Raw genomic sequence first — 26,036 nt, 5'->3', positions numbered from 1 at the left:
GCGGGCGGCGCTCGATCTGATAGGCGCTGAAAGACTCATGACATGCACCTGTACCCCCACATCCATTCCCCCACAGGCAATCCCCCTCAGGCATGCCCCTCTCCCCCACCATTGAGTTACCATACCCCTCTGCGCAACGCCCATCATCCAAGCCAAGCCCCCCGCTTGCTCGACTCGACACCAACAGGTCATCCATGCGTCTGTTTCATACCTCCGACTGGCACCTGGGCCAAAGCCTGCACGGCCAGGAACGCGATTTCGAACACGCTTGCTTCCTCCACTGGCTGCTCGGCCAACTGCACCTGCGCCAGCCGGATGCGCTGCTGATCGCCGGCGACATCTTCGACACGGTCAACCCACCGGTCAAAGCCCAGGAGCGCCTCTACGACTTCATCGTCCAGGCCCACGAGCAACAGCCCAAGCTGGACATCGTGATGATCGCCGGTAACCACGACTCCGGCTCGCGCATCGAACTGCCCGCAGCATTGATGCGCCGCCTGCGCACCCACGCCCTGGGCCGTGTGCACTGGCTCGACGAAGGCCAGCTGGATGCCGAGCGCCTGCTGATCCCACTGACCAACGCCCGCGGCAAAATCAGCGCCTGGTGCCTGGCGCTGCCCTTCCTGCGCCCCGCGGAAGTGACCGGCCCGCAGCTGGGTGACGACTACCTGCAAGGCATCACCCAGGTGCACCAGCAACTGATTGCCGCCGCCCTGCAAAAACGCAAGAAGGACCAGGCGCTGGTCGCCATCAGCCATGCCCACATGGCCGGCGGCGCCGTGTCGGAAGACTCCGAGCGCAGCCTGATCATCGGCAACGCCGAGGCCTTGCCGGCCAAGCTGTTCGACAAGGCCATCAGCTATGTCGCCCTGGGCCACCTGCACAAGCCGCAGAAGGTCAACCGCGAAGACCGCATTCGCTACAGCGGCTCGCCGATCCCACTGTCGTTCGCCGAGATCAACTACCCGCACCAGGTGCTGGAGGTAGAGCTGGACGGCGCCGAGCTGGTCAGCGTCGAAGCGCGCCCGGTGCCTCGCGCCGTGGCCCTGCAACGCATCGGCCCGGCACCGCTCGGCGAGCTGCTGGCACAGCTGGCCGAACTGCCGGTGATCGACCTGCTCGAAGACCCTAACCGCCAGCCCTGGCTCGAAGTGCGCGTCGTGCTGGACGAACCGCAGCCCGACCTGCGCCAGCAAATCGAAGGCGCCCTGCAAGGCAAAGCCGTGCGGCTGATCCGCATTGGCGCCGAATATGCCGGGCGCGCCAGCGCCGAGGACGACGACCTGGCCTTCGTCGAACTGTCCCAGATGACCCCGCAAGACCTGTTCAGCCGCGCCTGGGAGCAAGCCTACGGCAACCCCGCCGATGAACAGGCCTTGGCCGACTTCGCCCTGCTGTTGCAGGACGCACAGCTGGAAGAGGAACAGCCATGAAGATTCTCGCCATCCGCCTGAAGAACCTGGCATCCCTGGCCGGCCCGATCGACATCGATTTCACCGCCGAGCCGCTGGCCAGCGCCGGCCTGTTCGCCATCACCGGCCCGACTGGCGCCGGCAAGAGCACGCTGCTCGATGCCCTGTGCCTGGCCCTGTTCGGCACTGTCCCCCGGCTCAACGACATTGGCCGCGAAGCCAAGGTGCCGGACGCCGACGGCGAGATCCCGACCTCCGACCCACGCAACCTGGTGCGCCGAGGCACCGGCAGCGGTTTCGCCGAAGTCGACTTCGTCGGCATCGACGGCCGTCGCTACCGTGCCCGCTGGGAAGCCAACCGCGCCCGCGACAAGGCCAACGGTAAACTGCAGCACAGCCGCCAGAGCTTTTATGACCTGGACAGCGAGCAGGTACTGGCCAGTGGCAAGCAGGAATACAAGCAACTGGTCGAAGCGCGCCTGGGCCTGAACTTCGAGCAGTTCACCCGCGCGGTGATGCTGGCCCAGAGCGAGTTCGGCGCCTTCCTCAAGGCCGACGACAAGGAACGCAGCGAACTGCTGGAAAAGCTCACCAACACGGCGATCTATACCCGCCTTGGCCAGCGTGCCTTCAGCAAGGCCCGCGAGGCCGGCGAGGCGCACAGTACCCTGAAGGACCGCGCCAGCCACCTGCTGCCCATGCCGAGCGATGCCCGCGCCGAACTCGACCAGCGCCTGGAGCAGGCACAGCAGCAGTTCAAGGCCGACCAGGCGCAAGAGCGCCAGCTCGAGCAACAACGTACCTGGCTCGATGAACAGCGCCAGCTGCAGGTACAGCAGGGCGAAGCCAGCTCAGCATTGCAGGCCGCCGAGCAGGCTTGGCAGCACCTCACCGATCAGCGCCTGGACCTGGAGCGCCTGGAGCGCCTGGCGCCCCAGCGCCACCAGTTCCACCGTCAGCAGGCCCTGGCGGCGCAGCTCGCGCCGTTGGCCAGCGAGCTCAGCGAACAACACCGCCAGCATAGCGACCTGCAAGGCCGCATCGGCGAACTTGAACGGGCCCTCGAATCAGCCCGTCAGGCGCTGAGCCAGGCCCAGGCCAGCCAGGGCGACAACGCCCCGCGCCTGCGCCAGGCCTTCGCCGAGCAAGACACCCTCACCCGCCTGGAGCAAGAACTGACCAAGGCCCGCCAGGCCGGCCAGCAGGCCGACCTGGCCGCCGCCGAGCTCGAGCAACAACTGCAGCTGTTGGCCGAGCACCAGCAGCGCAGCCAGCAGCAACTGGCGCAGATCGACACTGCCCTGGCCGAGAGTGCCCCCCTGGCTGCCCTCACCAGCGCCTGGCAGGCTTATCGCCCACAGCTGCAACAGTTGCTGCAGATCGGCAACCGCCTGAACCAGGGCGGCGAAGAGCTGCCGGGCCTGCAGGCCCAGGCCAGCCAGGCCAATGCGCAGTTGCAAACCCAGCGCGACGCACTCGAAGTGCTGTTCCGCGAAGCCGCAGCAGAGCCCCAGGCCTTGGCCGAACAGCTCGACCTGCTGGGCGGCATGCTGCAGGAAAACCGCAAACAGCAACGTGCCGTGGAACAACTGTCGCGCCTGCATGCCCGCGAGCAGGAGCTGCAGCAGGGTATCCAGTCACTGCGCGAACGCCAGCAACTGGCCCTGCAGCAACGCCAGCAACTGATTGGCGAAGGCACCGCCGCCAAGGCCGAGCTTGAAGCTGCCGAGCAGGCGCTGGCGCTCACCCGGCAACTGCTGGAACGTCAGCGCTTGGCGCGCAGCACCAGCGTCGAAGAACTGCGTGCGCAATTGCACGAGGGCGAACCCTGCCCGGTCTGTGGCAGCGCCGAGCATCCCTTCCATCAGCCCGAAGCGCTGCTGCAAAGCCTGGGCCGGCATGACCAGGCCGAAGAAGCCACGGCCCTGGCACAGGTCGAGCGCTTCAATAGCCGCCTGATCGAGTTGCGCACCCAGGTGGGTGTGGTCAATGGCCAGATCAAGGAGTATCAGCATCAACAGGCGCAACTGAGTGAGCAGTTGCAGCCGCTGGCCGAGCAACTGGCGGCCCATGCCCTGTGGCCCGCACTCAGTGCCCATGAAGACAAGGCCCGCAGTGCCTGGCTGGACAGCCAACTGCGCCGCCTCGACCAGGAAATCGGCCGTGACGAACAGCGCCAAGCCACGCTGCTGACCCTGCAAAGGGATGCCACCCGCCTCAATCAGCAGTTGCAAGCCGCGAGCGAAGCCCAACAGCAGGCACAACGCCGCCTGGACCAGCAGCACCAAGCCCTGGCCGCCGACCAGGAACGCCTTGAGCAGGCCTTGGCCGATTTCGCCAACCTGCTGCCGCCCCCTGTGCTGCAGGCCCTGCGCGATGAGCCGGCGCAGGCCTTCCTCAGCCTCGACCAGCAGATCGCCCAGCGCCAGCAACAGCTGGACCAGCAAAAGGACGAACTGCAAGAACATCAGCAGCGCCTGCAACAGCTGGAGCGCCTGCACGACCAGCAGCAAACCCGCGTGCAGCGCCAGCAAGAACTGCAACTGCAGGTCAGCGGGCTGGCCGAACAGATGGACAAGGCCCGCGCCGCCCTGGCCGAGCTGCTGGGTGAACACCCGCGTGCCGAGGACTGGCAACGCCATCTGGAGCAACAGGTAGAGCACGCCCGCACAGGCGAAGCCGAGACTGCCGAGCAGTTGCAACAGGCCCGCACCCATGCCCTGCAGCTGGCCGGCGAACTCAAGGCCAATAGCACCCGCCAGCAGGCTTTGGACCACGAACACCAGCAGTTGCAGGGTGAAATCGCTCAGTGGCGCGCCGCACACCCCGAGCTCGACGATAGCGGCCTCGACCGCCTGCTGGCCATGGACGACGCACAAGTGGGCGAACTGCGCCAGCGTCTGCAAGTTGCACAAAAGGCCATCGAACAAGGCCGCGTGCTGTTGCAGGAGCGTGAACAGCGCCTGCAGCAACATACCGCGCAAGCCAGCGTCGAGGCCACGGCCGAAGACCTTGAGCAGTCCCTCGCAGCTCTGCGCACGTTGCTGGCCAACCATGAACAGCAGTGCGCCGAGCTGCGCGCCGCCCAGGCCGAAGACCAGCGTCGCCAACTGGCGTATCAGGCGCTGGCAGAGGACATCGAACAGGCCCATCAGCAATGGCAGCGCTGGGCGCGCCTGAATGCGTTGATCGGTTCGGCCTCTGGCGATGTGTTCCGCAAGATCGCCCAGGGTTACAACCTCGACCTGCTGCTGCACCATGCCAACAGCCAGTTGCGCCAACTGGCGCGTCGCTACCGCCTCAAGCGCGGCGGCAGTGCCCTGGGCCTGCTGGTGCTGGACACCGAGATGGGCGACGAGCTGCGCTCGGTGCATTCGCTGTCGGGCGGTGAAACCTTCCTGGTATCGCTGGCCCTGGCACTGGGCCTGGCATCGATGGCCTCGAGCACCCTGCGCATCGAATCGTTGTTCATCGACGAAGGCTTCGGCAGCCTCGACCCAGAATCACTGCAACTGGCCATGGATGCCCTCGACGGCTTGCAGGCTCAGGGCCGCAAGGTCGCGGTGATCTCCCACGTGCAGGAGATGCATGAACGCATCCCGGTGCAGATCCAGGTGCGCCGCCAGGGCAACGGCCTGAGTGACGTCGAGGTGTGCGGGTGATCCTCTACTCGTTCCGCCGCTGCCCCTGGGCCATGCGCGCGCGCCTGGCCCTGCGCTATGCCGGGTGCGAAGTACGGGTCGAGGAAGTGGCGATGAAGAACAAACCGGCCGCGCTGCTGGCGTTGTCGCCCAAGGGTACGGTGCCGGTGCTGGACACCGGTACCGGCGTGCTGGAGGAAAGCCTGGATATCATGCGCTGGGCGCTGGAACGCAACGACCCGCAGGACTGGCGGCTACGGGCGGACCCGGCGGCGGCGCAACAGGCCGAGGCGCTAATCGCCCGTAACGACTCCACGTTCAAGGCGCAGGTGAACCTGTACAAGTACGCCGAGCGATACCCTGAGCATTCCCGCGAGCACTACCGACAGCAGGCCGAAACCTGGCTGGCAGCGCTCGAAGCATTGCTTGAAGGCCGGGCTTACCTGCTGGCCGATCACCCGAGCCTGGCCGACGCCGCGTTGCTGCCCCTGATGCGCCAGTTTGCCGGGGTCGAACCGCAGTGGTTCGCCAAGGCGGCTTATCCGCGGGTGCGGAGCTGGCTGGAGGGGTGGCTGGCGTCGGACCTGTTCAAGGCTGTCATGGCCAAGTGACCTGACATGGCCCTTGTGTAGGAGCGGCCTTGCGTCGCGAAAGGGGCGCGTAGCGGCCCCAAGTTCTGTGTCGCTACACAGATTGCTGGGGCCGCTGCGCAGCCCTGTTCGCGACGCAAGGCCGCTCCTACACAAAAGCCGGGTAGTGCTCAGTGGCCGTGCTTGCCACTCAAGGCTGCATGAAAATGCGCGCTCTGGCGCAGGTACTGCTCGGTATAGCTGTGGGTACTGGACGCCTTGCTGCTGGTGTCGGCATGGGCCTGTGCCGGCAGCACGACCGAAGCGGAGATGGCGGATGCGGCGATGACCGGGAAGAGATTGAAGTTCATCTGGGCTTACCTCGACGGCGGTGGTTTGACGTTGGCCCGTTTGGGCCTTGGGTCAAACTTACGCCGCCAAGGTCGCCGCTAGAAATTCATTGCGGCAGTAACCATTATCACGCTGATCGATAGTCACTCGATGAATTTCAGGTCCGACGGCGCATCCTGTGGCAGCGTCTGCACCGTGTCCCCCAGTTTGCCGCTACGCGGATCGCGGCGCATGACCACAATCTGGTTACTCTTCTGGTTGGCCACGAGCAGGAAGTTGTCGCTGGGGTCCAGGGCAAATTCCCGAGGGTGATCACCTTCGACCGAACGGCGCTGCAAGAACGCCAGTTGGCCATCATCCTTACCTACGCTGAACGCCACGATCTCGTTGGCCGTGCCCCGATTGCTGACATACAGGAAGCGCCCGTCCGCCGACAGGTGCAAGCCACCACTTGCTTTCGCCGCGGCATCCTGGCGCTCGGTCAGGGGCAGGCGCTGGCGTTCGACAAGGTTGCCTTCCTGAACATCGAACATCACCACCTCGGCGCTCATTTCCAGGGTCAGGTAAGCGTGTCGCCCCTTGCCGTCGAACAGCAGGTGGCGCGGGCCGCTGCCCGGCGGCAAGGCCACTGAAGCAGGAATCGCCGGGGTCAGTGGGTGGTCCGCGCTGGCGCCATCGTAGCGATAGATGAACACCTTGTCGGCGCCCAGGTCGCTGGCATACAGGTGCTGCCCATCCGGCGACAGCACCAGCGAATGCACATGGGCGCCGGCCTGGCGTTCGGGGTTGGCGCCACTTGGCTTGTGCCGGGCCTGCTGCACCACCGCCTTGAGCTTGCCGTCCTTGGCCACCGGGATCACCACCAGGCTGCCACCGGGGTCTGGCTTGACCGCGTAATTGGCAACGAACAGGTAACGCTGGTCGCGGCTGAGGCTGGCGTGGGTTGGCTCGTCGCCCCGGCTGGCCACCTGGTTGAGGGGTTTGATCTCGCCTTTGCTGCTCACGCTGAAACTGCTGACGTGGCCCTGAACGGTTTCGTTGACGGCGAACAGTTGCCGCTGGTCGGCCGAGAGCACCAGCCAGGAGGGGCTCACGCTCTTGACCACCTGTTGCGGGGTGGGGTCGATATGGCCTGTCGTGCTGTCAAACCGGTAGCGGTAGATACCTTGGCTGGCGCCATCGGTGTAGCTGCCCACCAGCAGTGTGGCAGCCTGGGCATTGAGGGTCAGGGTCATCAGGCTAGCGGTCAGCAGGCTCGTCCAGATTCGCTTCATCGTCGTCTTCATCCGGGGCACGAAAGGCACTCATACAGACTAGACGATGCTCGCCCTGGGCATCGCTGAGCTGCCACTCGTCACCCGTGGCGATGGCGGCGGCGACCTGTTCGGCGGTGAAGGCCCAGCGGCGCAGCTGGCGGCCGTCCATGCATTCGACGGTGAGGCCGGTTTCGTTGGCGGTGAAGTCGAAGGCGTGCAGGCCGTCGATCAGCAGCATGTCGCAGGCTGCGAGGGCGGTGGCAAGGGGGGACATGGGGATACCAGTTAGAGAAGTGCCGGCATTATAACCCTGGGGCCGCAATGCGGCCCCCAGATACAGCAATCAGTGGGCGAAAATCGACCCACCCTCCTTGCCCACCATCTTCTTGGGCTTGATCAGGAACCGCGCCAGCGCCGGCAGCAGCCACAGCGCACCGAACATGTTCCACAGCAGCATGAAGGTCAGCATCAGGCCCATGTCGGCCTGGAACTTGATCGCCGAGAAGATCCAGGTGCACACGCCAATGGCCAGGCACAACCCCGTGAACAACACGGCCTTGCCAGTCGAACGCAGGGTTTCGTAGTAGGCCTCCTGCAGCGGCAGGCCTGCGCGCAAGAAGCTTTCCAGGCGGCTGTAGATGTAGATGCCGTAGTCCACGCCAATGCCCACGCCCAAGGCCACTACCGGCAAGGTGGCGACCTTCACGCCAATGCCCATGTAGGCCATCAGTGCATTACCCAGCACCGATGTCAGCACCAGCGGCAGGACGATGCACAAGGTCGCGGCGAACGAGCGGAAGGTGATCAGGCACATCACCGCCACGCAGATGTACACCAGCACCAGAATGGTCAGCTCGGCCGACTTGATGACCTCGTTGGTGGCCGCCTCGATCCCGGCGTTGCCGGCTGCCAGCAAAAACTGCAGGCCTTCCTTGTTGTGGCTGTCGGCAAAGGCCTTGGCGGCGGCGGTAACCCGTTCCAGGGTCTCGGCCTTGTGGTCGTTGAGGAACACCAGCACCGGCGCCAGCGAGCAGTCGGCGTTGTACAGGCCGTCGGCGCGGGCGATGGAGTTGTTGAGAACGTCCGGGTTGCGCGACAGGGTTTCCCATCTCAGGCTGCCCTCGTTCATGCCCTTGATCACCTGCTTGGACACGGTCACCAGCGAGATCGCCGACTGCACGCCCGGGGTGTTCTCCATGGTCCACATCAGCTCGTCGATCGGCGCCATTGTCGAGTGGATCGAGCAGCTTTCCGACGGCGTCTTGACCATGATCACCAGCACGTCCGAGCTGGTCGAATAGTTGCTGATGATGAAGTTGTTGTCCTGGTTGTAGCGTGAGTCCGGGCGCAGTTCCGGGGCGCCCTGGTCGAGGTCGCCGATCTTCAGGTTCTGGCTGTACCACAGGCCACCGGCGAACATCACCAAGGCCAGGCCAATCGACACCGGCGCCACCTTGGCACTGGCGAAGTTGGCCAGCAGGCGCCAGAACGGGTGTTCACGGGTCGCATCCTTCTTGCTGCGCTCGACGGCCTTGTTGCTGATGCCGACATAGGAGATCGCCACCGGCAGCAGGATCAGGTTGGTAAAGACGATAACCGCGACACCGATCGAAGCGCCGATGGCCAGCTCGCGGATGACCCCGATGTCGATGATCAGCAAGGTGATGAAGCCCACGGCATCGGCGAGGATGGCGATCATCCCGGGCAGGAACAGCTGGCGGAAGGTGCGCCGGGCCGCAGTCAGGGCGTTGTCGGCGTCGCTGGACTGCAGGGCGATGCCGTTGATCTTCTGCACCCCATGGGAAATGCCGATGGCGAAGATCAGGAAGGGCACCAGCATCGAATACGGATCCAGGCCGAAGCCCACCGCATGCATCAACCCCAGTTGCCAGACCACCGCCACCAGGGTGGTGATGAGCACGGCGATGGTGCTGCGGATGCACCAGGTAAACCAGTACAGCAGCACACAGGTGATGGCCAGGGCCACGCCGAAGAACATCACCACCATCACCAGGCCGTCGATCAGGTCGCCGACCTTCTTGGCGAAGCCGACGATATGGATCTTCACGTTGGGGTTCTGTGCCTGGAACTTGTCGCGGATCTTTTCTTCCAGCTGATGCGAGAACTGCTGGTAGTCGAGCTTGACCTGCTTGCCCTGGTCCTGCGGGTCGGGGTAGCTCTCCAGCAGCGGCACGTCAACGATAGTGGACTTGAAGTTGTTACCCACCAGGCGCCCGACCTGGCCGGACTTGAGCACGTTGTCGCGCAACGCGTCGAGGCTTTCGGCCGAGCCATTGTAGGTATTGGGGATCACCTCGCCACCGGAGAAGCCTTCTTCGGTCACTTCGGTCCAGCGCACGCTGGGGCTCCACAGCGACTTCAGCCCGGCGCGGTCGACACCCGGGATGTAGAACACCTCGTCATGGATCTGGCGCAGGGTCTCCATGTAGTCCTTGTCGAAGATGTCGCCGTTGACCGCCTCCACGGAAATACGCACGGTATTGCCGAGGTTGGCCAGGTCGTTGCGGTGCTCCATCATCTGCTCGATGAACGGGTGTTCGAGCGGGATCATTTTTTCGAAGCTGGTCGAGGGGCGAATCTGCGTGGCCTGCCAGAACAGGAAAATGCTGACCAGCACACACAGGGCGATGACCACGGGGCGATTGTTGAAGATCAGGCGTTCGAGCAGCGTGGCCTTGTCCTGATGATGCGGGTGCATGGTGATGCTCTCCCTGCTGGTCATGGGCGCGGCTCCTCGGCAGCCTGGTCGGCACCTTCGGCGGTGGCCAGGTGCACACCACCCTGCCCCACCAGCAGCAAGCCGCCCGTGGACAGGCCAGTGACGCCGGCCAGGGCGATGCGGTCGGCGCGGTTGTAGACGCTGAAAGTTTGCCCGTCGTCATGGCTGCGCAACACACTGCCGCCGTTACCGACCAGCACCACGCTGCCATCCTCGACAAGCGTAGCGCTTGCCAGGCCGAATTCGAGTGCGCCGCGCGCGGCCTTGAGCGCGATCGGCTGCCAGCTGTCACCGAAGTCCGTTGAACGGAACAGGTTGCCGCGCAGGCCGTAGGCCAGCAGGGTCTGCGGCTGGGCGGTGCCGATCACGCCGAACAACGAACCATCGTAAGGGCCGTCGACCTTGGCCCAGGCCTGGCCGTTGTCGCTGGAGCGGAACATACTGCCCTGCTCGCCGACAATGAACAGGCCGGCTTCCTTGATCACGGCGATGCCGTTGAGGTGAAACTGGTCGGGGTTGTCCAGCCGCTCGGCGACGTCCTGCCAGTGCTGGCCGCCGTTGCGGGTTTCCAGCAAGGCGCCATAGGCACCTACGGCAAACCCGTGCTGGGCGTCGAGGAAGGTGACATCGAGCAGCGGGGCTTCACGGGTAAGGTCTTCGAACTGCTTGCTCCAGGTCGCGTCGCCGTCGGTGCTGGCGAGGATCTGCGCATCATGGCCGACTGCCCAGCCACGCTTGTCGTCGAGAAAAAACACGGCGGTGAGCAGTTGCCGGGTGGGCACCCGCGCCTGGGTCCAGGTCTTGCCCTGGTCGTCGGAGAACAGGATATGACCGCGATCGCCCACCACTACCAGGCGCTTGCCGGCGTGGACGGCGTCGATCAGCAGGCTCTGGCTGGCCTTGGCCGATTCGGTCGAGTATTCGTCGGCGGCAGCGGCTTCGACGCTGCCCGTCCACATTCCCAATGCCAGCGCCAGCATCGCACCGGCGGCCAGCGGCCAGGCACCACGCCTGGGCTGCGCCATCAGCTGCTCCCTCATGACTGTCCCCTGTTGTGTTCTTCTTAGTGGGTCAATGCCTTGCAGGTACTGCGAAAAGCCTGTGGTAGAGGCCTGCAATAGCTTGAGTGGATCGTAGCGGGGAACGTTGCGCGGATACAACGAGCGGGACGTTATGTTTTGTTAAGCACATGAAAGGCTGGGGCCGCTTTGCGGCCCCACTGGCAATCAAGCCAGGCTCTTGCTCACCACTTCATACACATCACTGGACAGCGCCCCAGAAGCGAGGATCCGCTCCAGTTCGCCCTTCATCAACGCCTGACGCGCAGCGTCATACTTGCGCCAGCGGGTCAGCGGTGCCAGTTGACGCGAAGCAATCTGCGGGTTCAGCGCATTCAGCTCGATCACCAGGTCTGCCAGGAAGCGATAGCCCGAACCATCCGCCGCATGGAAGTTGACCAGGTTCTGCCCGGCAAAGGCACCAACCACCGCGCGCACCTTGTTCGGGTTTTTCAGGGTGAACGCCGGGTGCTGCATCAGCGCCTTGACCCGCGCCAGCCCGCCCGGCAGTGAGCTGGCGGCCTGCACGCTGAACCACTGGTCCATGACCAGCGGGTTGTCCTTGAAGTGCTCGGCAAAGGTTGCCAGCGCCTTGGCCCGCTCAGCCTCGAACGGCGAGTTGACCAGTACCGCCAGGGCCGTCAGGCGTTCGGTCATGTTGTCGCACTGGTCGAACTGCTCCAGGGTCGCTTCCAGCACCTGCGGCTTGCCGCTCAGCATCAGGTACGACAGGGCGATGTTCTGCAGGCTGCGGCGGGCGAAGTGCTCGGCCGAAGCGACGTAGGCCGTGCTGCGCGAGGCCTCGCGGTGCGCCTGATAGCGCGCCCACAGGCCATCGAACAACTGCTCGGCGATCTGCTGGCGAGCGAACTCGCGGGCGGCGTGGATGGCATCGACGTCGGCCACCTGGCTGATCTCGGTGAGGTAGGCCTCGCCCGGCAGCGACAGCATCTCGGCGACCATGGCAGCGTCCAGCGACGTGTTGCCCAGCACGGTGCCCAGCGCAGTGATCAGACGCTGGTCGAGCTTCAGCGCTTCGCCGCGCTGATGCTGGCCAATCAGCTCCTGCAGCACCTGCACCGACAGTTGCTGGCCCGCTTCCCAGCGGTTGAAGCCGTCGCTGTCATGCTGCATGAGGAACATCAGCTGGTCGCGGTCATACGGGAAGCTCAGCTTCACCGGCGCGCTGAAACCACGCAGCAGCGAGGGCAGCGGCTTGGCCGTGATGCCTTCGAAGGTGAAGGTCTGCTCGGCCTCGGTCACCGACAGCACGCGGCTGCTGCCGGCAGCGGCGGCTTCGCCGGCCAGGCGCAGTGACAGGTCGTTGCCTTCGGCATCCAGCAGGCCCAGTTCGACCGGGATCACGAACGGCAATTTGTCGGCCTTGTCCGGCGTCTGCGGGCAGCTCTGGCGGAACGTCAGGCTGTAGGTCTGGGCACCCGCGTCATAGGCTTCGCTCACCTCAAGGCGCGGCGTGCCGGCCTGGCTGTACCAGCGCTTGAACTGCGTCAGGTCGACGCCGTTGGCATCTTCCATGGCCTTGATGAAGTCGTCGGTGGTCACCGCCTGGCCATCGTGGCGTTCGAAGTACAGGTCGCTGCCCTTGCGGAAGCCCTCGGCGCCCAGCAGGGTGCGGACCATGCGCACCACTTCGGCACCCTTCTCGTACACGGTCAGGGTGTAGAAGTTGGAGATTTCGATGAAGCTGTCCGGGCGTACCGGGTGGGCCATGGGGCCGGCATCTTCCGCGAACTGGTGGGTACGCAGGTAGGCGACGTCCTCGATGCGCTTGACCGTGCGCGAGTTCATGTCGGCGCTGAACTCGGCGTCGCGGAACACCGTGAAGCCTTCCTTGAGCGACAGTTGGAACCAGTCGCGGCAAGTTACGCGGTTGCCCGACCAGTTGTGGAAGTACTCGTGGGCGACCACGCCTTCGACCCGCTGGTGGGCGGCGTCGGTGGCGGTTTCGGCGCGGGCCAGCACGCAGCTCGAGTTGAAGATGTTCAGGCCCTTGTTTTCCATGGCGCCCATGTTGAAGTCATTGACCGCGACGATCATGAAGATGTCCAGGTCATACTCACGGCCGTAGACTTCCTCGTCCCAGCGCATGGACTTCTTCAGGCTGACCATGGCGTGGTCGCACTTGTCGATGTTCTCGGGTTCGACGTAGATACGCAGGGTCACGTCGCGGCCCGACTGGCGCGTGAAGCTGTCCTCGACGCACCACAGGTCGCCGGCCACCAGGGCGAACAGGTAGGCCGGTTTCATGAACGGGTCTTCCCAGGTCGCCCAGTGCCGGCCCTCTTCAGCCGGCCCGCTGCCGATCGGGTTGCCGTTGGACAGCAGCACCGGGTAGCGATGCTGCTCGGCGATCACCGTGGTGGTGAAGGTGCTCATCACATCCGGGCGGTCGAGGTAATAGGTGATCTTGCGAAAGCCCTCGGCCTCGCACTGGGTGCAGAACATCTTGCCGGACTTGTACAGGCCTTCCAGCGCGGTGTTGCTCTCGGGGTGGATCTTCACGCTGGTGTCGAGGGTGAAGCGCTCGGCCCTGGGGTGGACCGTCAGGCTGTCGGCTTCAAGCTGGTAGTCGCTTGGCTGCAGCTCCTGATCGTCCAGCGAGGCGCGCAGCAGTTCGAGCTGCTGGCCGTCGAGCACCAGTGGCGGCAGGCCGGCACCGCGTGCCGGGTTGCGGCGCATGACCAGTTGCGCATGGACCAGGGTGTGGTCCTCGAACAGCTCGAAGGTCAGGTGCGTCTCGTCGATCAGGTACTCGGGCGCCTGGTAGTCCTTGAGGTAGATCACTTGCGGTTGTTCGGTACGCATGTGCAGGTCCTTTTTACTGGAGCACGGCCAACTGGTAGGCCGTGTACTTGCGAATGTTGATCACGCCGGTGTCGAAAATCAGGTACTGGCCCTTGATGCCCAGCAGCGTGCCTTCCACCACCGGGTTCTTGTCCAGGTTGAAGCTGACGATCTTCGTCGGGTAGGCCTCGACCGGGTAACGCATCTGCACCACTTCGGCATCCGGCAGCAGCTGCAGCGCCTGCAGGCCAAAGCGTGCCTGCAGCTCGCGCAGGCCGTCGGCGCAGGCATCGAAGATCTGTTCGCGGATGGCGACCAGGTCCAGCACTTCGGCGTCGCCCTTGAGCAGTGCACGCCAGTTGGTGCGGTCGGGTACCTGGCTGCGCAGCACGTCTTCGACCAGACCTGATTGCTGGCGGGTGGCCACGCGCATGATCGGCAGGGCCTGGCTGGCACCCTGGTCGAGCCAGCGGGTGGGCAGTTGGGTGGCGCGGGTGATGCCGACCTTGACCCCCGACGAGTTGGCCAGGTAGACCACGTGGTCGGTCATGCAGAACTGCTCGCCCCAGGACGGCTCGCGGCAGGTGCCGGCGTCGTAGTGGCAGCGTTCCGGGGCCATGATGCAAATGTCGCACTGGGCCAGCTTGGTCATGCACGGGTAGCAGTAACCCTGGCTGAAGCTGGTCTTGGTGCGCTTGCCGCAATGGCTGCAATGAATGGCGCCGAGGTACTCCAGGCGCAGGCGCTGGCCGATCAACGGGTTGACCGGTACCTGCTCCTCACCCAGGCGAAAGCTGTATTGCACGACCGGTGCTTCCAGGCGCACTGCCATCTTGCTCAAAGAGCCACGAGCGAGTTCGATCAATGTACCGAGTCCGACTTGAACAGAATGTTAGCGATCGGCGCCGACTTCGACGCGCATTCCTGCGGGCCCATGTAACCGGTGCGCTGATCTTCGGGGAGGTTTTGCATCTCCCAGGCGATCACGGCCTGCAACGACAGCTCTTTCTGTTCGACAGTGAGCTTGCGGCCATCGGACCATTTACCGATCTCCACGGCCGTTTTCAGGCTCTCGTAGATTTCGGGGGTAATGTTTTCGATCATTTGCGCGAAAGTGGACATAGCGTCTCCTAATTCAAGCCGACAGTTTACGCCGGGCCATCCCGCCACCCAAGAGCCCTGTCAGGCATCCGATGAGCAACCCGCCAACGTGGGCGGCATTGGCGATCTGGCCAAAGCCGAGCTGGCCGACCACCCCGGTCAGGCACACCACCAGCCAGATAAGCATCATCACCAGCACGCCCTTGGGCAGGTTGAAGTGCGGGTTGGGCGCCAGCCACTGGTACAGCCAGATATGCCCAAGCAAGCCGTAGAGCACGCCAGACAGGCCGCCGAACAGGCTCGGGCCGCTGGTGTAGTGCTGGGCCAGGTTGGACACCAGGCTGAACAACAGGGTCAGGCCCAGCAACAGCCACGGGCCCTGGCGCAGTTCGATGCGCTTGCCCAGCTCCCAGTACCACAGGCTGTTCATGGCCAGGTGCAGCACGCCGAAGTGCAGCAGCATCGGTGACACCAGGCGCCACCATTGGCCCTCGGCGAGGCCTTGGGCCAGTGGGGTGAAGTACAGGTAGTCGCCTTGTACGCGGAAATCGAGGAAGGTGAACCAGCCGATGGTCGAGAAGTTTTCGCCAAGGCTGGTGAGGCCCGCGACGATGAAGCACAGCAGCAGGATCACGGTGGTGACCTTGCAGGCTTTTGCCTGGTCCTTCAGGGAGGGCTGGGTGGCGGCAGTCGCGGTTGAAGCCGCTGCCATTGGCGCCTGGGCAAGCTCAAGGTCGGCGTTGCCGTCCGGGAAGCGCTGGTAGAGTTGCAGCACGTCTTCGGCCAGGGTATCGGGCGCCCAGAGCACCTGGGCATCGCCTTCTTCGCTGACCCGGTGCGGCACCTGCAAGCGCTGCAGCAGATGGACGAAGCCGCTGAGGTCGACCGACAGCGGCAGGCGCATCACTTCGATTATGTTCATTGATTGGCCTGTGGGCGATCGACGTCGACCCAGACGAACTTGTGCGGGTCGATCCGGGTTTCATCATCCAGCCGATAGGCTGCCAGCTTGCCATAGAGCACGGCGCTGTAGTCCAGGCAGGCCAGGTTGTCGCGTATCGGCGCCGGGCGGCCGCTGCGCCAGTAATGGCCGACGAACAGCAAGGGTTGGTCCTCGGCGTAGCGCAGCAGGGCGTTCTTCTGGGTATGGCTGAGCGGCGTGCTGGCGACTGCCTCGGGCAGGGCATCGGGCTGGAACACGATGTCGCCATAGGTTTGCGGGTCTTCTTCCCAGAATTTGGTGCGGAAGAAGGCGCGGGTCAGGCCATCGCCACCGGTCAGGGTCAGCCCGTCCGGCAGGCGCATGTCGGTGCCCCGCAGCAGGCGATTGCACACCGTGGCGGCGAAACTGCCGGGCACGGCCGAGGCCTGGATGAAGTGTTGGTCGATGCGCCCATTCGGATATTGCTGGCGTAGCGGCTCGATCAACCGGGGGTCCCAGCAGGCGTGCACCAGGCGGAAGCGCCCGGCGTCGACGAACAGCGGCAATTCATAGAACCAGTTGACGAAGTCATGCCAGTCGCCGGGGTGGTGGGCGAACTGGGTCAGGGTCTCGTCGATCAGCCGGGCGTGACGTGGCGTGTGCTCGCGCACATGGGCCTTGCCGCTGCCGGGCAGGGCCGGGGTAACCCAGCCCAGGGCGTTGTACTCATGGTTGCCCATGATGCAGAACGCCTGACCGGCCTCGACCATGTCGTGCACGATGTGCAAGGCCTCACGGATACGCGGCCCACGGTCAACGATGTCGCCGAGGAACAGTGCCTGGCGCCGTGGGTGGCGCCAGACGCCCGCCACACGCTTGTAACCCAGGGCGTCGAGCAGGCGTTCAAGGGTCAGCGCACAACCATGCACGTCACCGATGATGTCGAAACTTCGCGCCGGATCGAGCATCAGTCGTCCCTGCTGCCAAGGCGGCTGCCCCAGCCGAGTTTGGTACGGCAGACTTCGTAGTAATTGTGGTCCAGCGGATGGATCAGGCGCAGTTTCTGCGGCTTCTTGCTCACCGTGATGGTGTCGCCGGGGGCGCAGGTGAAGTGGTTCTGGCCGTCACAGGAGACCTGCGGATAGATCTGCAGGTCCTTGGCCACGACGATCTTCAGTTCGCTGTTGCCGTCCACCACGATAGGCCGGCCCGACAGGGTATGCGGGTACATCGGCACGATGACGATGGCGTCGAGCTTGGGGTGCATGATCGGGCCGCCCGCCGACAACGCATAGGCGGTCGAGCCGGTCGGGGTGGCGACGATCAGGCCGTCGGCCTTCTGGCTGCAGACGAACTGGCCATCGATGTAGATCTCGAACTCGATCATCCGCGTCGATTTGCCGGGGTGCAGGACCACATCGTTGAGCGCATCGCCCTGGCCGATGGCCTCGTGGTGCCGGCGCACTTCGGCCTGCAACAGGAAGCGGTTTTCTACCAGGTAGTGGCCGTCGAGCACTTCGGCGACCTTTTCTTCCAGCTCGTCGGGGCGGATATCGGTAAGAAAGCCCAGGTTGCCGCGGTTGATGCCCAGCACCGGAATGTTGTGCCGGGCCAAGGCGCGGGCGGCGCCGAGCAGGCTGCCATCACCACCAACGACGATGACCAGGTCGCAGACCTCGCCCAGCAGCTTGCGCGTGGACGTCTGCAGGCCGTGGCCGGGCAGCACTTCGGCGATGGTGTCCTCGAGGATCACATGCAGGTGGCGCTCGATGAGGAATTTTTTCAGTCGGCGAATGGTGTCGAGCACCTGTGAGCTGCCAAGGCGTCCGATGATACCGATATTGCGAAATTGCTCCATGGGGCTCCTGCGAGGCTCTGCGGCGGGTGACTATGCGCCGATTATGGGCGAAACGACCGGGCAGCGGCAAACCGGCTATGCTCGCTGGATGATGCCCTTCGCCGAACTCCACGACTTGCCCCGCCAGTTGCGCCGCCCTGCCGTGCGCGACCTGGCCTGGACACTGCTGTCCCCACCGCTGCTCAGCGCCCCGCCCTGCCCCCAGCGCCACCCGCTGGCAGGCAGTGGCTGGGCCGATGAGCCGCAGCGCCTGAAAGCCTGGTTGTTGGCCTTGGATGCCGATGACCAGCCGCTGCGTGACGGGCTGGCGAGGCTGACCAGCCGGCGCCTGGGGCTTTACTACGAAAGCCTGTGGCAGTTCGCCCTGGGCCAGGCGCCGGGTATCGAGCTGCTGGCGGCCAACCTGGCGATCCGCGAAGGTGGGCGCACGCTGGGCGAGCTGGATATCTTGCTGCGCGACGCTGAAGGCACCCACCACCTGGAGCTGGCGATCAAGCTTTACCTGGGGCCGGACCACAGCGGTGGTCGCGACCCCGCACAGTGGCTCGGGCCGGGGTGTTACGACCGATTGGGCAGCAAGCTGGCGCACCTGGCCGGGCATCAGTTGCCCATGTCTAGTGGTGCGCACAGCCGTGTGGCGCTGGCCGGGCTTGGCGTGCAGCAGGTGCAGGCGCATCTGTGGCTTGCGGGTTATCTGTTCTACCCATGGCCTGGGCATGCAGAACCGCCTGAGGGGGCCAACCCGCTGCATCTGCGCGGGCGTTGGTTACGCCGGCGGGATTGGCCAAGGGCCACAGCTGAACGTTGGCAGCCCCTGCCGCGCAATGCCTGGCTGGCGCCAGCGCGGGTCACGGCTGAGGCGTGCTGGACAGTGCAGCAGTTCGAGGCTTGGCTGGCGGGGTTGGATGAGCAGGCGCCGGCGCAGATGCTGGTCAGGTTGCACATGCAGGCCGATGGGGCCTGGCATGAAGTAGAGCGGGTATTTTTGGTGGCCGATGGCTGGCCGGCGCTGAGCGAGTAGGTGGGTTTGTGCGCAGGGCTTGAGGTTTGTGGCGCCCCCCCCCAGAAGATCGAGCGCCGCCCGCGCGGCGCTCGATCTCGTAGGCGCTGAAAACCTCAAGCGATTCCCCACCGGCCAAACACCTTTCACCGACCCAGCGCAAAGCATCCCCTCAAATCAGCAGTTACAGTTACCCGTGAGCGCCAGCAAGAGCGCCACCTTAAACCTGATGACGAGGATCAAGCATGGTTTCACTCACCCCGACGCCTCATTACGCGCGCCTGTCCATCGCCCTGCACTGGCTGATGCTGGTGCTGCTGGCCGCCGTCTATGCCTGCATCGAGTTTCGCGGCCTGTTCCCCAAGGACAGCGCTGAGCGCAACCTGATGAAGGACCTGCACTTCATGCTGGGCCTGACGGTGTTCGTGCTGGTCTGGCTGCGCCTGGCGGTACGCCTGAGCCGCCCCACCCCGCCCATTCTGCCCAAGCCCCCTGCATGGCAGACCGGCCTTGCCCACCTGATGCACCTGGCACTGTACCTGTTGATGATCGGCCTGCCCCTGGCCGGCTGGCTGATTCTCAGCGCCGCCGACAAGCCGGTACCCTTCTATGGCCTCGAGCTGCCCCACCTGATCGGCGCAGACCCGGACCAAGCCAAGTTCATCAAAGGCTGGCATGAGCGCGTCGGCAGTTGGGGTTACTGGCTGATCGGCCTGCATGCGCTGGCCGGGCTGTATCACCACTACGTGCAACGCGACAACACGCTGCTGCGCATGCTGCCCTACAAGTAACCGCGTCGGCCTTGCAGGCCACCGGTGTGCAGCACGAGCAGGCGGGTGCCGGGCGGGAATACGCCGGCCTCGACCTGCTCACGCAGCGCCAGCAAGGCCTTGCCGGTGTAGAGCGCTTCGAGCGGCACGCCGGTGCTGCGCTCGCAGGCGTCGATGAACCCCAACAGTTCGTCGTCGACCCGGGCAAAGCCGCCCCGGCTGGCATCGTGCAGCCTATAACCACTGTCGCCGACCAGTTGGCTCACATTCTCCGCCACGCCATGATCGCCTGGCACCGCCAGCGCGCCGTGCACGTCATGCGCGCCGGCCTCTGCCAGCACCAGGCCAGCCAGCGTGGTACCGGTACCCACGGCCAGCCACCAGGCGCTGTAATCGTCCCAACCGATGCCGGCGAGCTGTGCACGCGCTTGCTCGACGATCAAACCGCAGCCTTGCGCGCCCGCCATGCCGCCACCGCCTTCGGGGATGCAGTGCCAGCCGGGGTAACGTGCCTGCCAGGGTTGCCAGAACCCCGCTTCATGGCGAGCACGGTAGCCACCATAGCCCAGCCAGTGCACGTGCATGCCCAGCGTCTGCAGATCACGCACCGTCGGGGTGTCCTGGGCATGGCCACGCAGCAAGCCGGCGGTGGCGAAGCCAAACCGTTTGCCGGCGGCGGCCAGGGCGTGCAAGTGGTTGGAGTGGCTACCGCCCAGGCTGATCAGGCCGGGGGCGCCTGCTTCATGGGCTTGTGCAAGGTGGTGGCGCAGCTTGAACCACTTGTTGCCGCTGATCAGGGGGTCGATCAGGTCCAGGCGCAAGATGGCAGCTTCGACATTGGCGTTTTGTAGCCAAGGCAGGGTCAGGGGGTGCAGAGGGGCCTGGGGGAGGTTCAAGAAATCGATGGACATGGATCGGGGCCTGAGGCTGATTCATCAGTCTATCAGTGAAACAGCGGGGGGCCGCAAAGCAGCCCCCGGCCCTATCAAAGCTCGGCAGCCAGGCGCGAGCCTTGGTTGATCGCCCGCTTGGCATCCAGCTCCGCTGCCACGTCCGCGCCGCCGATCAAATGCACCGACTGCCCTGCGGTCACCAGCCCGTCGTACAACTCACGCAGCGGCTCTTGCCCGGCGCAGATCACCACGTTGTCCACCGCCAGCAGTTGCGGCTCACCGCCGCCGACACGAATGTGCAAACCGGCGTCGTCGATATTCAGGTATTCAACGCCATTGAGCATCTGCACCTGTTTGTTCTTCAGCCCCGCGCGGTGGATCCAGCCGGTGGTCTTGCCCAGACCGTCACCTACCTTGGACGCCTTGCGCTGCAGCAGGTACACCTGGCGTGCCGGCGCGTGCGGCGCGGCCTTGATTCCGGCCACGCCACCGCGGGCCTCAAGCTGGGTGTCGATGCCCCACTCTTGCCAGAACGCGTCACGGTCCTGGCTGCTGGCCACACCCTGATGCACCAAGTATTCGGACACATCGAAACCGATACCGCCGGCCCCAATCACCGCGACGGCCGCCCCGACCGGCTTGCGTTCGAGCAGCACATCCAGGTAGCTGAGCACCTTGGCGTGCTCCACCCCCGGGATCGCTGGGGTGCGTGGCGCGATACCCGTGGCCAGGATGACCTCGTCGAAGCCGCCGTCCACCAGCGCCTGTACATCGACGCGGGTGTTCAGGCGCACGTCCACGCCTGTGCTGCTGAGCTTGTTGGCAAAGTAGCGCAGGGTCTCGAAGAACTCTTCCTTGCCCGGCACCCGCTTGGCCACGTTGAACTGCCCACCGATCTCGCCAGCGGCATCGAACAGCGTCACCTGGTGGCCACGCTCAGCGGCCACAGTGGCGGCCGCCAGGCCGGCTGGGCCTGCACCGACCACGGCAATACGCTTCACCGCGCGCACAGGCAGGTAGTTGAGCTCAGTCTCGTGGCAGGCGCGCGGGTTGACCAGACAACTGGTCAGCTTGCCGCCAAAGGTGTGGTCCAGGCAGGCCTGGTTGCAGCCGATGCAGGTGTTGATTTGATCAGCGTGCCCGGCGGCGGCCTTGTTGACGAAGTCCGGGTCGGCCAGGAACGGCCTCGCCATGGAGACCATATCGGCGTCGCCTTCGGCGAGCACCGCCTCGGCCACTTCCGGGGTGTTGATACGGTTGGTGGTGATCAGCGGAATGTTCACCGCCCCCCGCAGCTTGGCGGTGACCTTGCTGAACGCCGCACGCGGCACCTTGGTGGCGATGGTCGGGATGCGCGCCTCGTGCCAACCGATGCCGGTGTTGATCAGGGTCGCACCGGCCTGCTCGATGGCTTTGGCCAACAGCTCGATTTCATCCCAGGTGCTGCCACCCTCGACCAGATCGAGCATCGACAGGCGGAAGATGATGATGAAGTTCGGGCCCACGGCCTCACGTACGCGGCTGACGATTTCCACGGCCAAGCGCATGCGGTTGGCGTAGCTACCACCCCAGCGGTCGGTGCGGTGGTTGGTGTGGGCAGCGAGGAACTGGTTGATGAAATAGCCTTCCGAACCCATTACCTCGACGCCATCGTAGCCCGCACGCTGGGCCAGTACGGCGCAATTGACGAAGTCGGCGATCTGCTTCTCGATGCCCGCTTCGTCCAGCTCCTTGGGCTTGAACGGGTTGATCGGTGCCTGGATGGCACTCGGCGCGACCTGGCGCGGGCTGTAGGCGTAGCGCCCGGCATGCAGGATCTGCAGGCAGATCTTGCCGCCCGCGGCGTGTACCGCGTCAGTCACGATGCGGTGCTTGTCGGCTTCTTCTTCGGTGCTGAGCTTGGCGGCGCCAGAATAGACCCCACCTTCATCATTGGGCGCGATGCCGCCGGTGACCATCAGGCCGACGCCACCCCGGGCGCGCTCGGCAAAATAGGCCGCCATGCGCTCGAAACCACCGGGCCGCTCTTCAAGGCCGGTGTGCATCGAGCCCATCAGGGTGCGATTGCGCAAGGTGGTGAAGCCGAGGTCGAGCGGTGCGAGCAGGTGCGGATAAAGGTCGGCAGCCATGGAAGGTCCCCATGTGGCGTGATCACGGAATGCGGGTACCTCGCCAGCCGGCGGGCCCGTCGTTTATCTGCCGATGACATTAAACAGGCGTTTGAACAGGCTCAATGATCGAAACTGACAACTTATTGATCCTGCCTCACAGCACGGCTACCCTAGACAACTCTGACTTCCAAGGCGCAGTACCGCTTCATGCGAAAACTCCTGGCAAGCGCCTTGGCGCTGGTGATGATCGCCGCCGTGTGCGGCTACGGCTTCTGGACCCAGCAGCGCCCGGAAGGCCATTACCTGTCCGACCTGCGCATCGAGCTCGCGCTCAACCATGGCGTGCCGGGCGAACACGGCAACCTGCTGGGCGTCGAGCCGCTGCTTTACCCAAGTGACTACCAGAACCTGCAGCGCCTGCACCGCAAGCTCTCGGCCTATCTGCAGCAGGCCCGAATGCAGGGGCTGGTTGGCCCACGCACGGTGGTGGTGTTGCCAGAGCACATCGGCACCTGGCTGTGGGCGCGCGGCGAAAAGAACGAGCTGTACCAGGTCACGCAGAGCCGCGAGGCCTTGCAATGGCTGGAGCTGAGCAACCCGCTGCGCTATGGCCTGGCGATGCTGCGCGCCAACGCCGACGACTGGCGCACCGACGCGCACCTGCGCATGAAGGCCGAGCAGATGGCCGCCGACTATCAGCAGCTGTTCGGTGGCCTGGCCAAGGAGTTTGGGGTAACCCTGGTGGCTGGCTCTATCGTGCTCCCTGCCCCTTATGTCAAACAGGGCGTGCTGCACGCCGGCAGTGGCCCGCTGTACAACAGCAGCGTGGTGTTTGCCGGCGACGGCTCGCTGCTGGGCCAGCCCCAGCGCCAGCAGTACCCAGACAGCGAAATGCGCCGCTACATCCATGATGGCCGCCAGCACCCGCTGCAGGTCCTGCAAACCCCCGCCGGGCGCCTCGGTGTACTGATCGGCAGTGACAGCTGGTACCCGGAAAACCACCAGCAACTGGAGCAACAGTCGGTCCAACTGATCGCCAACCCGGTGTTCCTCAGCGGCAAAGGTAGCTGGCAGGCGCCCTGGCGCGGCAACCGCCACCAGCAAGCGGCGGCCGGGCTTGCCTTGCAGCGTGGCGAGGTAAGCGAGCAAACCGCCTGGCAGCGCCTGACCCAGGCGGCTGGCGCAGGTGTCAGCAGCATGAGCGTGTTCATGCGCGGGCAGTTCTGGGAGCAGGCCGGCGACGGCCAGGGCTTTGCCCATCAATCGGGCGAACTGCTGGCGGGCAACCCTAGCCAGGGCGCCCGCCTGCTGAACCTGTGGTTGTGACCCCGTGGCCCGCCCCCGCGTGCGCCTGGGTGACTTGTCGGTAGGCTTCGTCCAGCCATTGGCCGAGGCTGTGCGCGCGCTGGGCCACGACCCAGCGCCCCTGCTGCAGCGCTATGGCCTCGATGCTGCGCGCCTGGCCGAAGCGGGCGCACGCTTGTCGATCCCCCGCTACATGCACCTTGGGCATGCCGCCATCGCGCTCTGCGCAGACCCAGCCCTGGGCCTGCACATGGGGCGCCTCAGCCGCCTGGCCCATGCCGGCCTGGCGGGCATCACGGCGGCCCAGGCGCCCACCCTGGGCGAAGCGGCGCGCACCTTGCTGCGCTTCGAGCCGTTGTACGCTGCCAACTACCGAGGCCACTCAAGCTTTCAGGAAGATGCCCAGGGCGCCTGGCTGCGCTTCTACTCCATCAGCCCGTACAACACGTACAACCGTTTCGTGGTCGATTCGTTGCTCGCCGGCTGGCTGGCACAACTGGGCGACCTGACAGGCACCATGCTGCAGGCCGAACGGCTGGATATTGAATTTGCAGCGCCCGACTATGCCACTCAGTATCAGCCGCTGTGCTGTACCCCGGTGCAGTTCGCAGCCGCTGGCAATCAACTGCGCCTGAGCCGCGCCACGCTACAGATAGCCAACCCGCAGCATTGCCCGAGCACCTGGCAGCACCTGCTGCAACTCTGCGAAGCCGAGTTGCTCCAGCGCACACGGGTACGCAGCCTGGGTGAACGCATCACGCACCTGCTTGGCCCGTTACTCAATGGCGGCCGCGAACCGGACCTGGACGAAGTGGCCCAGAGCCTGCAACTGCCCACCTGGACATTGCGGCGCAAGCTGGCTGAGGAGGGCACGCGCTTTCGCGACGTGCTGAACGAGACACGGCGCGACCTGGCCGAAACCTACATCCGTGACACGGCGCTGGCTTTCGGCGAAATCGCTTATCTGCTGGGGTTTGCTTCGGCAGAGGCTTTCCAGCGCGCATTCAAGCGCTGGACCGGCCTCACGCCGGGGGAGTTTCGCCGCAGTCAGCGGCAGGCCGGCTAAAGCTCGGTGGCGTCCTCGGCAGGTTCCGGGGTATCCAGTTCGTATGCCTGGAACTCGAGCAGCTCTTCCTGATATTCGTCCATTGCCCTGCGTCCTCTTTTCTCATCTGTCTTCGTAGGTGTCGCCTTCAACCTAAGCAGGTTGGGTGAAGGAATGATGACAAGCTCATGAGAAGTAAACGTAGCAGGTATCGAGCGCGCTATCGCCGCCCGTCTGTAACAGGGAATGTGTGCTGTGCCCGCGCGTAGCCGCAGGCGCAAAGAGGCTCAGAGGGTGGCCGGCGGGGCTTCAGCAGGTTGCGCCTGGATCGGTGCCGGTTCTGCCGGCGGTGCTACAGGTTGCGAGCCCTGGCTGTCATTGACCACAGGCGCCGTTGGCACCTCGGCGGCCGGGGCAACGGCGGCAGGCGCTGGGGCGGCCGCGGGAACCGCTGCTGGGGCGGCAGCCGCCTGCTCTGGCAGCCCCAGGTCAACGGCGGGCTTTTCTACCTTCGGCGCAGGCGCGTCAGGCTCGACCTTGGCCTTGCTGACCTTCTTGGGCTTGGGCAGATAGCTCTCCACCAGTGCGAAATACCGGTCGTAGAACTGCGCCGCAGTCACCGTCTCGCTGGCCACCTTGACCATCGAGTCGTCACTCGAACCGATCGGCATCGACACCGAACCCAGCACGCCCACACCCAGGCTGGCGGAGGTATTGGACTTCTTCAGGCTGTAGCGATCCTGCAGGGCGTTGGCGAACATGGTCGAACGCTGTTCGTCGCTCACGTCTGGCGCGCAGGTGACGTTGAAACTGATCTGCAGGTGGTTTTCGCTGTTCTGCTGGAAGCTCTTGTTGCCGGTAACCTGGTTGGCACCGCTGCTGGTGATGATATAGCCCTGGCTGAGCAAGGCACGGCGAGCGGCCTCGCAGGAGCCGGCATCGGTCACCGGAAAGCTGCGCGAGAACGTCCCCGAGTCGTCGAAGTTCTCGTGCTCGTAGATGGCCGTTTTTTTCGAGGAACAACCGGTCACGCCCGCCAGCACCAGGGCCAGCCCGAGCGCACCAAAGACGGATGATCTGGTCATTGCGAATTCCGGGTAAGTCGAGAAGGTGCCTATTGTGCATCAGCGCGCACAGACACTGAAACCGTTCATCCGTGAAGAGTCTGTCAGCTTCGTGTAAAGGTGGCCAAGCAGGCC

At 64.8% G+C, this 26,036-nt stretch carries 21 protein-coding genes; 7 read left to right on the top strand and 14 right to left on the bottom strand.

The window, feature by feature from the left end; genetic code table 11:
• The first annotated feature begins 194 nt into the window (after positions 1-194).
• Genes HU766_RS04450 through HU766_RS04440 form a run of 3 tightly spaced genes read left to right on the top strand, consistent with a single transcriptional unit; the run spans position 195 to position 5,664 of the window.
• Entirely contained in the window at positions 195-1,433 is a 1,239-nt protein-coding gene (locus HU766_RS04450) for an exonuclease SbcCD subunit D C-terminal domain-containing protein (protein WP_033700507.1), read from the top strand.
• Complete coding sequence (locus HU766_RS04445) at positions 1,430-5,074, top strand: SbcC/MukB-like Walker B domain-containing protein (protein WP_186653912.1); 3,645 nt, start codon at positions 1,430-1,432, stop codon at positions 5,072-5,074. The genes HU766_RS04450 and HU766_RS04445 overlap by 4 nt, the downstream gene beginning before the upstream one ends.
• The gene (locus HU766_RS04440) at positions 5,071-5,664 is read left to right on the top strand and encodes a glutathione S-transferase N-terminal domain-containing protein (RefSeq protein WP_186653910.1); all 594 of its coding nucleotides are present in this window, start codon (positions 5,071-5,073) and stop codon (positions 5,662-5,664) included. The genes HU766_RS04445 and HU766_RS04440 overlap by 4 nt, the downstream gene beginning before the upstream one ends.
• A 149-nt stretch (positions 5,665-5,813) precedes the next feature.
• On the opposite strand, the gene HU766_RS04435 is transcribed toward HU766_RS04440, so the two are convergent.
• The 11 genes from HU766_RS04435 to HU766_RS04385 form a co-directional block, all read right to left on the bottom strand.
• Positions 5,814-5,993, bottom strand: coding sequence for a hypothetical protein (locus tag HU766_RS04435; RefSeq protein WP_033700510.1), 180 nt, complete (start codon positions 5,991-5,993; stop codon positions 5,814-5,816).
• Between the two features lie 123 nt (positions 5,994-6,116).
• Positions 6,117-7,247 carry a lactonase family protein gene (locus tag HU766_RS04430; RefSeq protein ID WP_202883654.1) on the bottom strand — a complete coding sequence of 377 codons (1,131 nt, stop codon included), beginning with the start codon at positions 7,245-7,247 and terminating at the stop codon, positions 6,117-6,119.
• Positions 7,213-7,503 (bottom strand): DUF5629 family protein, encoded by a 291-nt coding sequence (locus HU766_RS04425; RefSeq protein WP_033700512.1) that lies wholly within the window; start codon positions 7,501-7,503, stop codon positions 7,213-7,215. The genes HU766_RS04430 and HU766_RS04425 overlap by 35 nt, the downstream gene beginning before the upstream one ends.
• A 69-nt stretch (positions 7,504-7,572) precedes the next feature.
• A complete protein-coding gene (locus HU766_RS04420) occupies positions 7,573-9,948 on the bottom strand; it encodes an RND family transporter (RefSeq protein ID WP_186654226.1) in 2,376 nt (791 codons plus the stop codon).
• Positions 9,949-9,968: 20 nt separating this feature from the next.
• Positions 9,969-11,045: a YCF48-related protein gene (locus HU766_RS04415; protein ID WP_346656648.1), complete on the bottom strand. Its 1,077-nt coding sequence runs from the start codon at positions 11,043-11,045 to the stop codon at positions 9,969-9,971.
• A 150-nt stretch (positions 11,046-11,195) separates the two neighbouring features.
• Positions 11,196-13,853, bottom strand: coding sequence for an aminopeptidase N (pepN, locus tag HU766_RS04410; protein WP_186653903.1), 2,658 nt, complete (start codon positions 13,851-13,853; stop codon positions 11,196-11,198).
• Positions 13,854-13,866: 13 nt separating this feature from the next.
• On the bottom strand, positions 13,867-14,697 hold the full coding sequence (locus HU766_RS04405) for a DUF2797 domain-containing protein (RefSeq protein WP_033700515.1): 831 nt from the start codon (positions 14,695-14,697) through the stop codon (positions 13,867-13,869).
• Positions 14,694-14,954: a DUF1315 family protein gene (locus tag HU766_RS04400; protein WP_033700516.1), complete on the bottom strand. Its 261-nt coding sequence runs from the start codon at positions 14,952-14,954 to the stop codon at positions 14,694-14,696. Before HU766_RS04400 ends, HU766_RS04405 begins: the two co-directional genes overlap by 4 nt.
• Before the next feature lie 13 nt (positions 14,955-14,967).
• A complete protein-coding gene (locus HU766_RS04395; RefSeq protein WP_186653901.1) occupies positions 14,968-15,855 on the bottom strand; it encodes a rhomboid family intramembrane serine protease in 888 nt (295 codons plus the stop codon).
• Entirely contained in the window at positions 15,852-16,823 is a 972-nt protein-coding gene (locus HU766_RS04390; protein ID WP_186653891.1) for a metallophosphoesterase, read from the bottom strand. The genes HU766_RS04395 and HU766_RS04390 overlap by 4 nt, the downstream gene beginning before the upstream one ends.
• On the bottom strand, positions 16,823-17,713 hold the full coding sequence (locus HU766_RS04385) for an NAD(+) kinase (RefSeq protein ID WP_033700519.1): 891 nt from the start codon (positions 17,711-17,713) through the stop codon (positions 16,823-16,825). Before HU766_RS04385 ends, HU766_RS04390 begins: the two co-directional genes overlap by 1 nt.
• Here HU766_RS04385 and HU766_RS04380 point away from each other — a divergent pair.
• Positions 17,712-18,734 carry a DUF1853 family protein gene (locus tag HU766_RS04380; protein WP_186653889.1) on the top strand — a complete coding sequence of 341 codons (1,023 nt, stop codon included), beginning with the start codon at positions 17,712-17,714 and terminating at the stop codon, positions 18,732-18,734. The genes HU766_RS04385 and HU766_RS04380 overlap by 2 nt on opposite strands.
• 224 nt (positions 18,735-18,958) lie before the next feature.
• Positions 18,959-19,504 (top strand): cytochrome b, encoded by a 546-nt coding sequence (locus tag HU766_RS04375; RefSeq protein ID WP_033700521.1) that lies wholly within the window; start codon positions 18,959-18,961, stop codon positions 19,502-19,504.
• On the opposite strand, the gene HU766_RS04370 is transcribed toward HU766_RS04375, so the two are convergent.
• Both HU766_RS04370 and HU766_RS04365 read right to left on the bottom strand, forming a co-directional pair.
• The gene (locus HU766_RS04370; RefSeq protein ID WP_186654223.1) at positions 19,495-20,388 is read right to left on the bottom strand and encodes a pyridoxal-phosphate dependent enzyme; all 894 of its coding nucleotides are present in this window, start codon (positions 20,386-20,388) and stop codon (positions 19,495-19,497) included. The genes HU766_RS04375 and HU766_RS04370 overlap by 10 nt on opposite strands.
• Positions 20,389-20,468: 80 nt before the next feature.
• Positions 20,469-22,505, bottom strand: coding sequence for an NADPH-dependent 2,4-dienoyl-CoA reductase (locus HU766_RS04365; RefSeq protein ID WP_186653887.1), 2,037 nt, complete (start codon positions 22,503-22,505; stop codon positions 20,469-20,471).
• Between the two features lie 189 nt (positions 22,506-22,694).
• On the opposite strand from HU766_RS04365, the gene HU766_RS04360 reads away from it, so the two are divergent.
• Positions 22,695-23,813, top strand: coding sequence for a nitrilase-related carbon-nitrogen hydrolase (locus tag HU766_RS04360; RefSeq protein WP_186653885.1), 1,119 nt, complete (start codon positions 22,695-22,697; stop codon positions 23,811-23,813).
• 4 nt (positions 23,814-23,817) lie between these two features.
• Positions 23,818-24,858, top strand: coding sequence for an AraC family transcriptional regulator ligand-binding domain-containing protein (locus HU766_RS04355; RefSeq protein WP_186653883.1), 1,041 nt, complete (start codon positions 23,818-23,820; stop codon positions 24,856-24,858).
• Positions 24,859-25,124: 266 nt separating this feature from the next.
• Here HU766_RS04355 and HU766_RS04350 read toward each other — a convergent pair whose 3' ends face one another.
• Positions 25,125-25,922: a DUF2242 domain-containing protein gene (locus tag HU766_RS04350; RefSeq protein ID WP_186653881.1), complete on the bottom strand. Its 798-nt coding sequence runs from the start codon at positions 25,920-25,922 to the stop codon at positions 25,125-25,127.
• Between the last annotated feature and the right edge of the window lie 114 nt (positions 25,923-26,036).

The sequence above is a fragment of the Pseudomonas sp. SWRI77 genome (genome assembly GCF_014269105.1).
Classification (GTDB): Bacteria; Pseudomonadota; Gammaproteobacteria; order Pseudomonadales; family Pseudomonadaceae; genus Aquipseudomonas; species Aquipseudomonas capeferrum.
The sequence above is the reverse complement of the archived record's forward strand: the minus strand, read 5'-3'. Positions and strand labels throughout refer to the sequence as shown.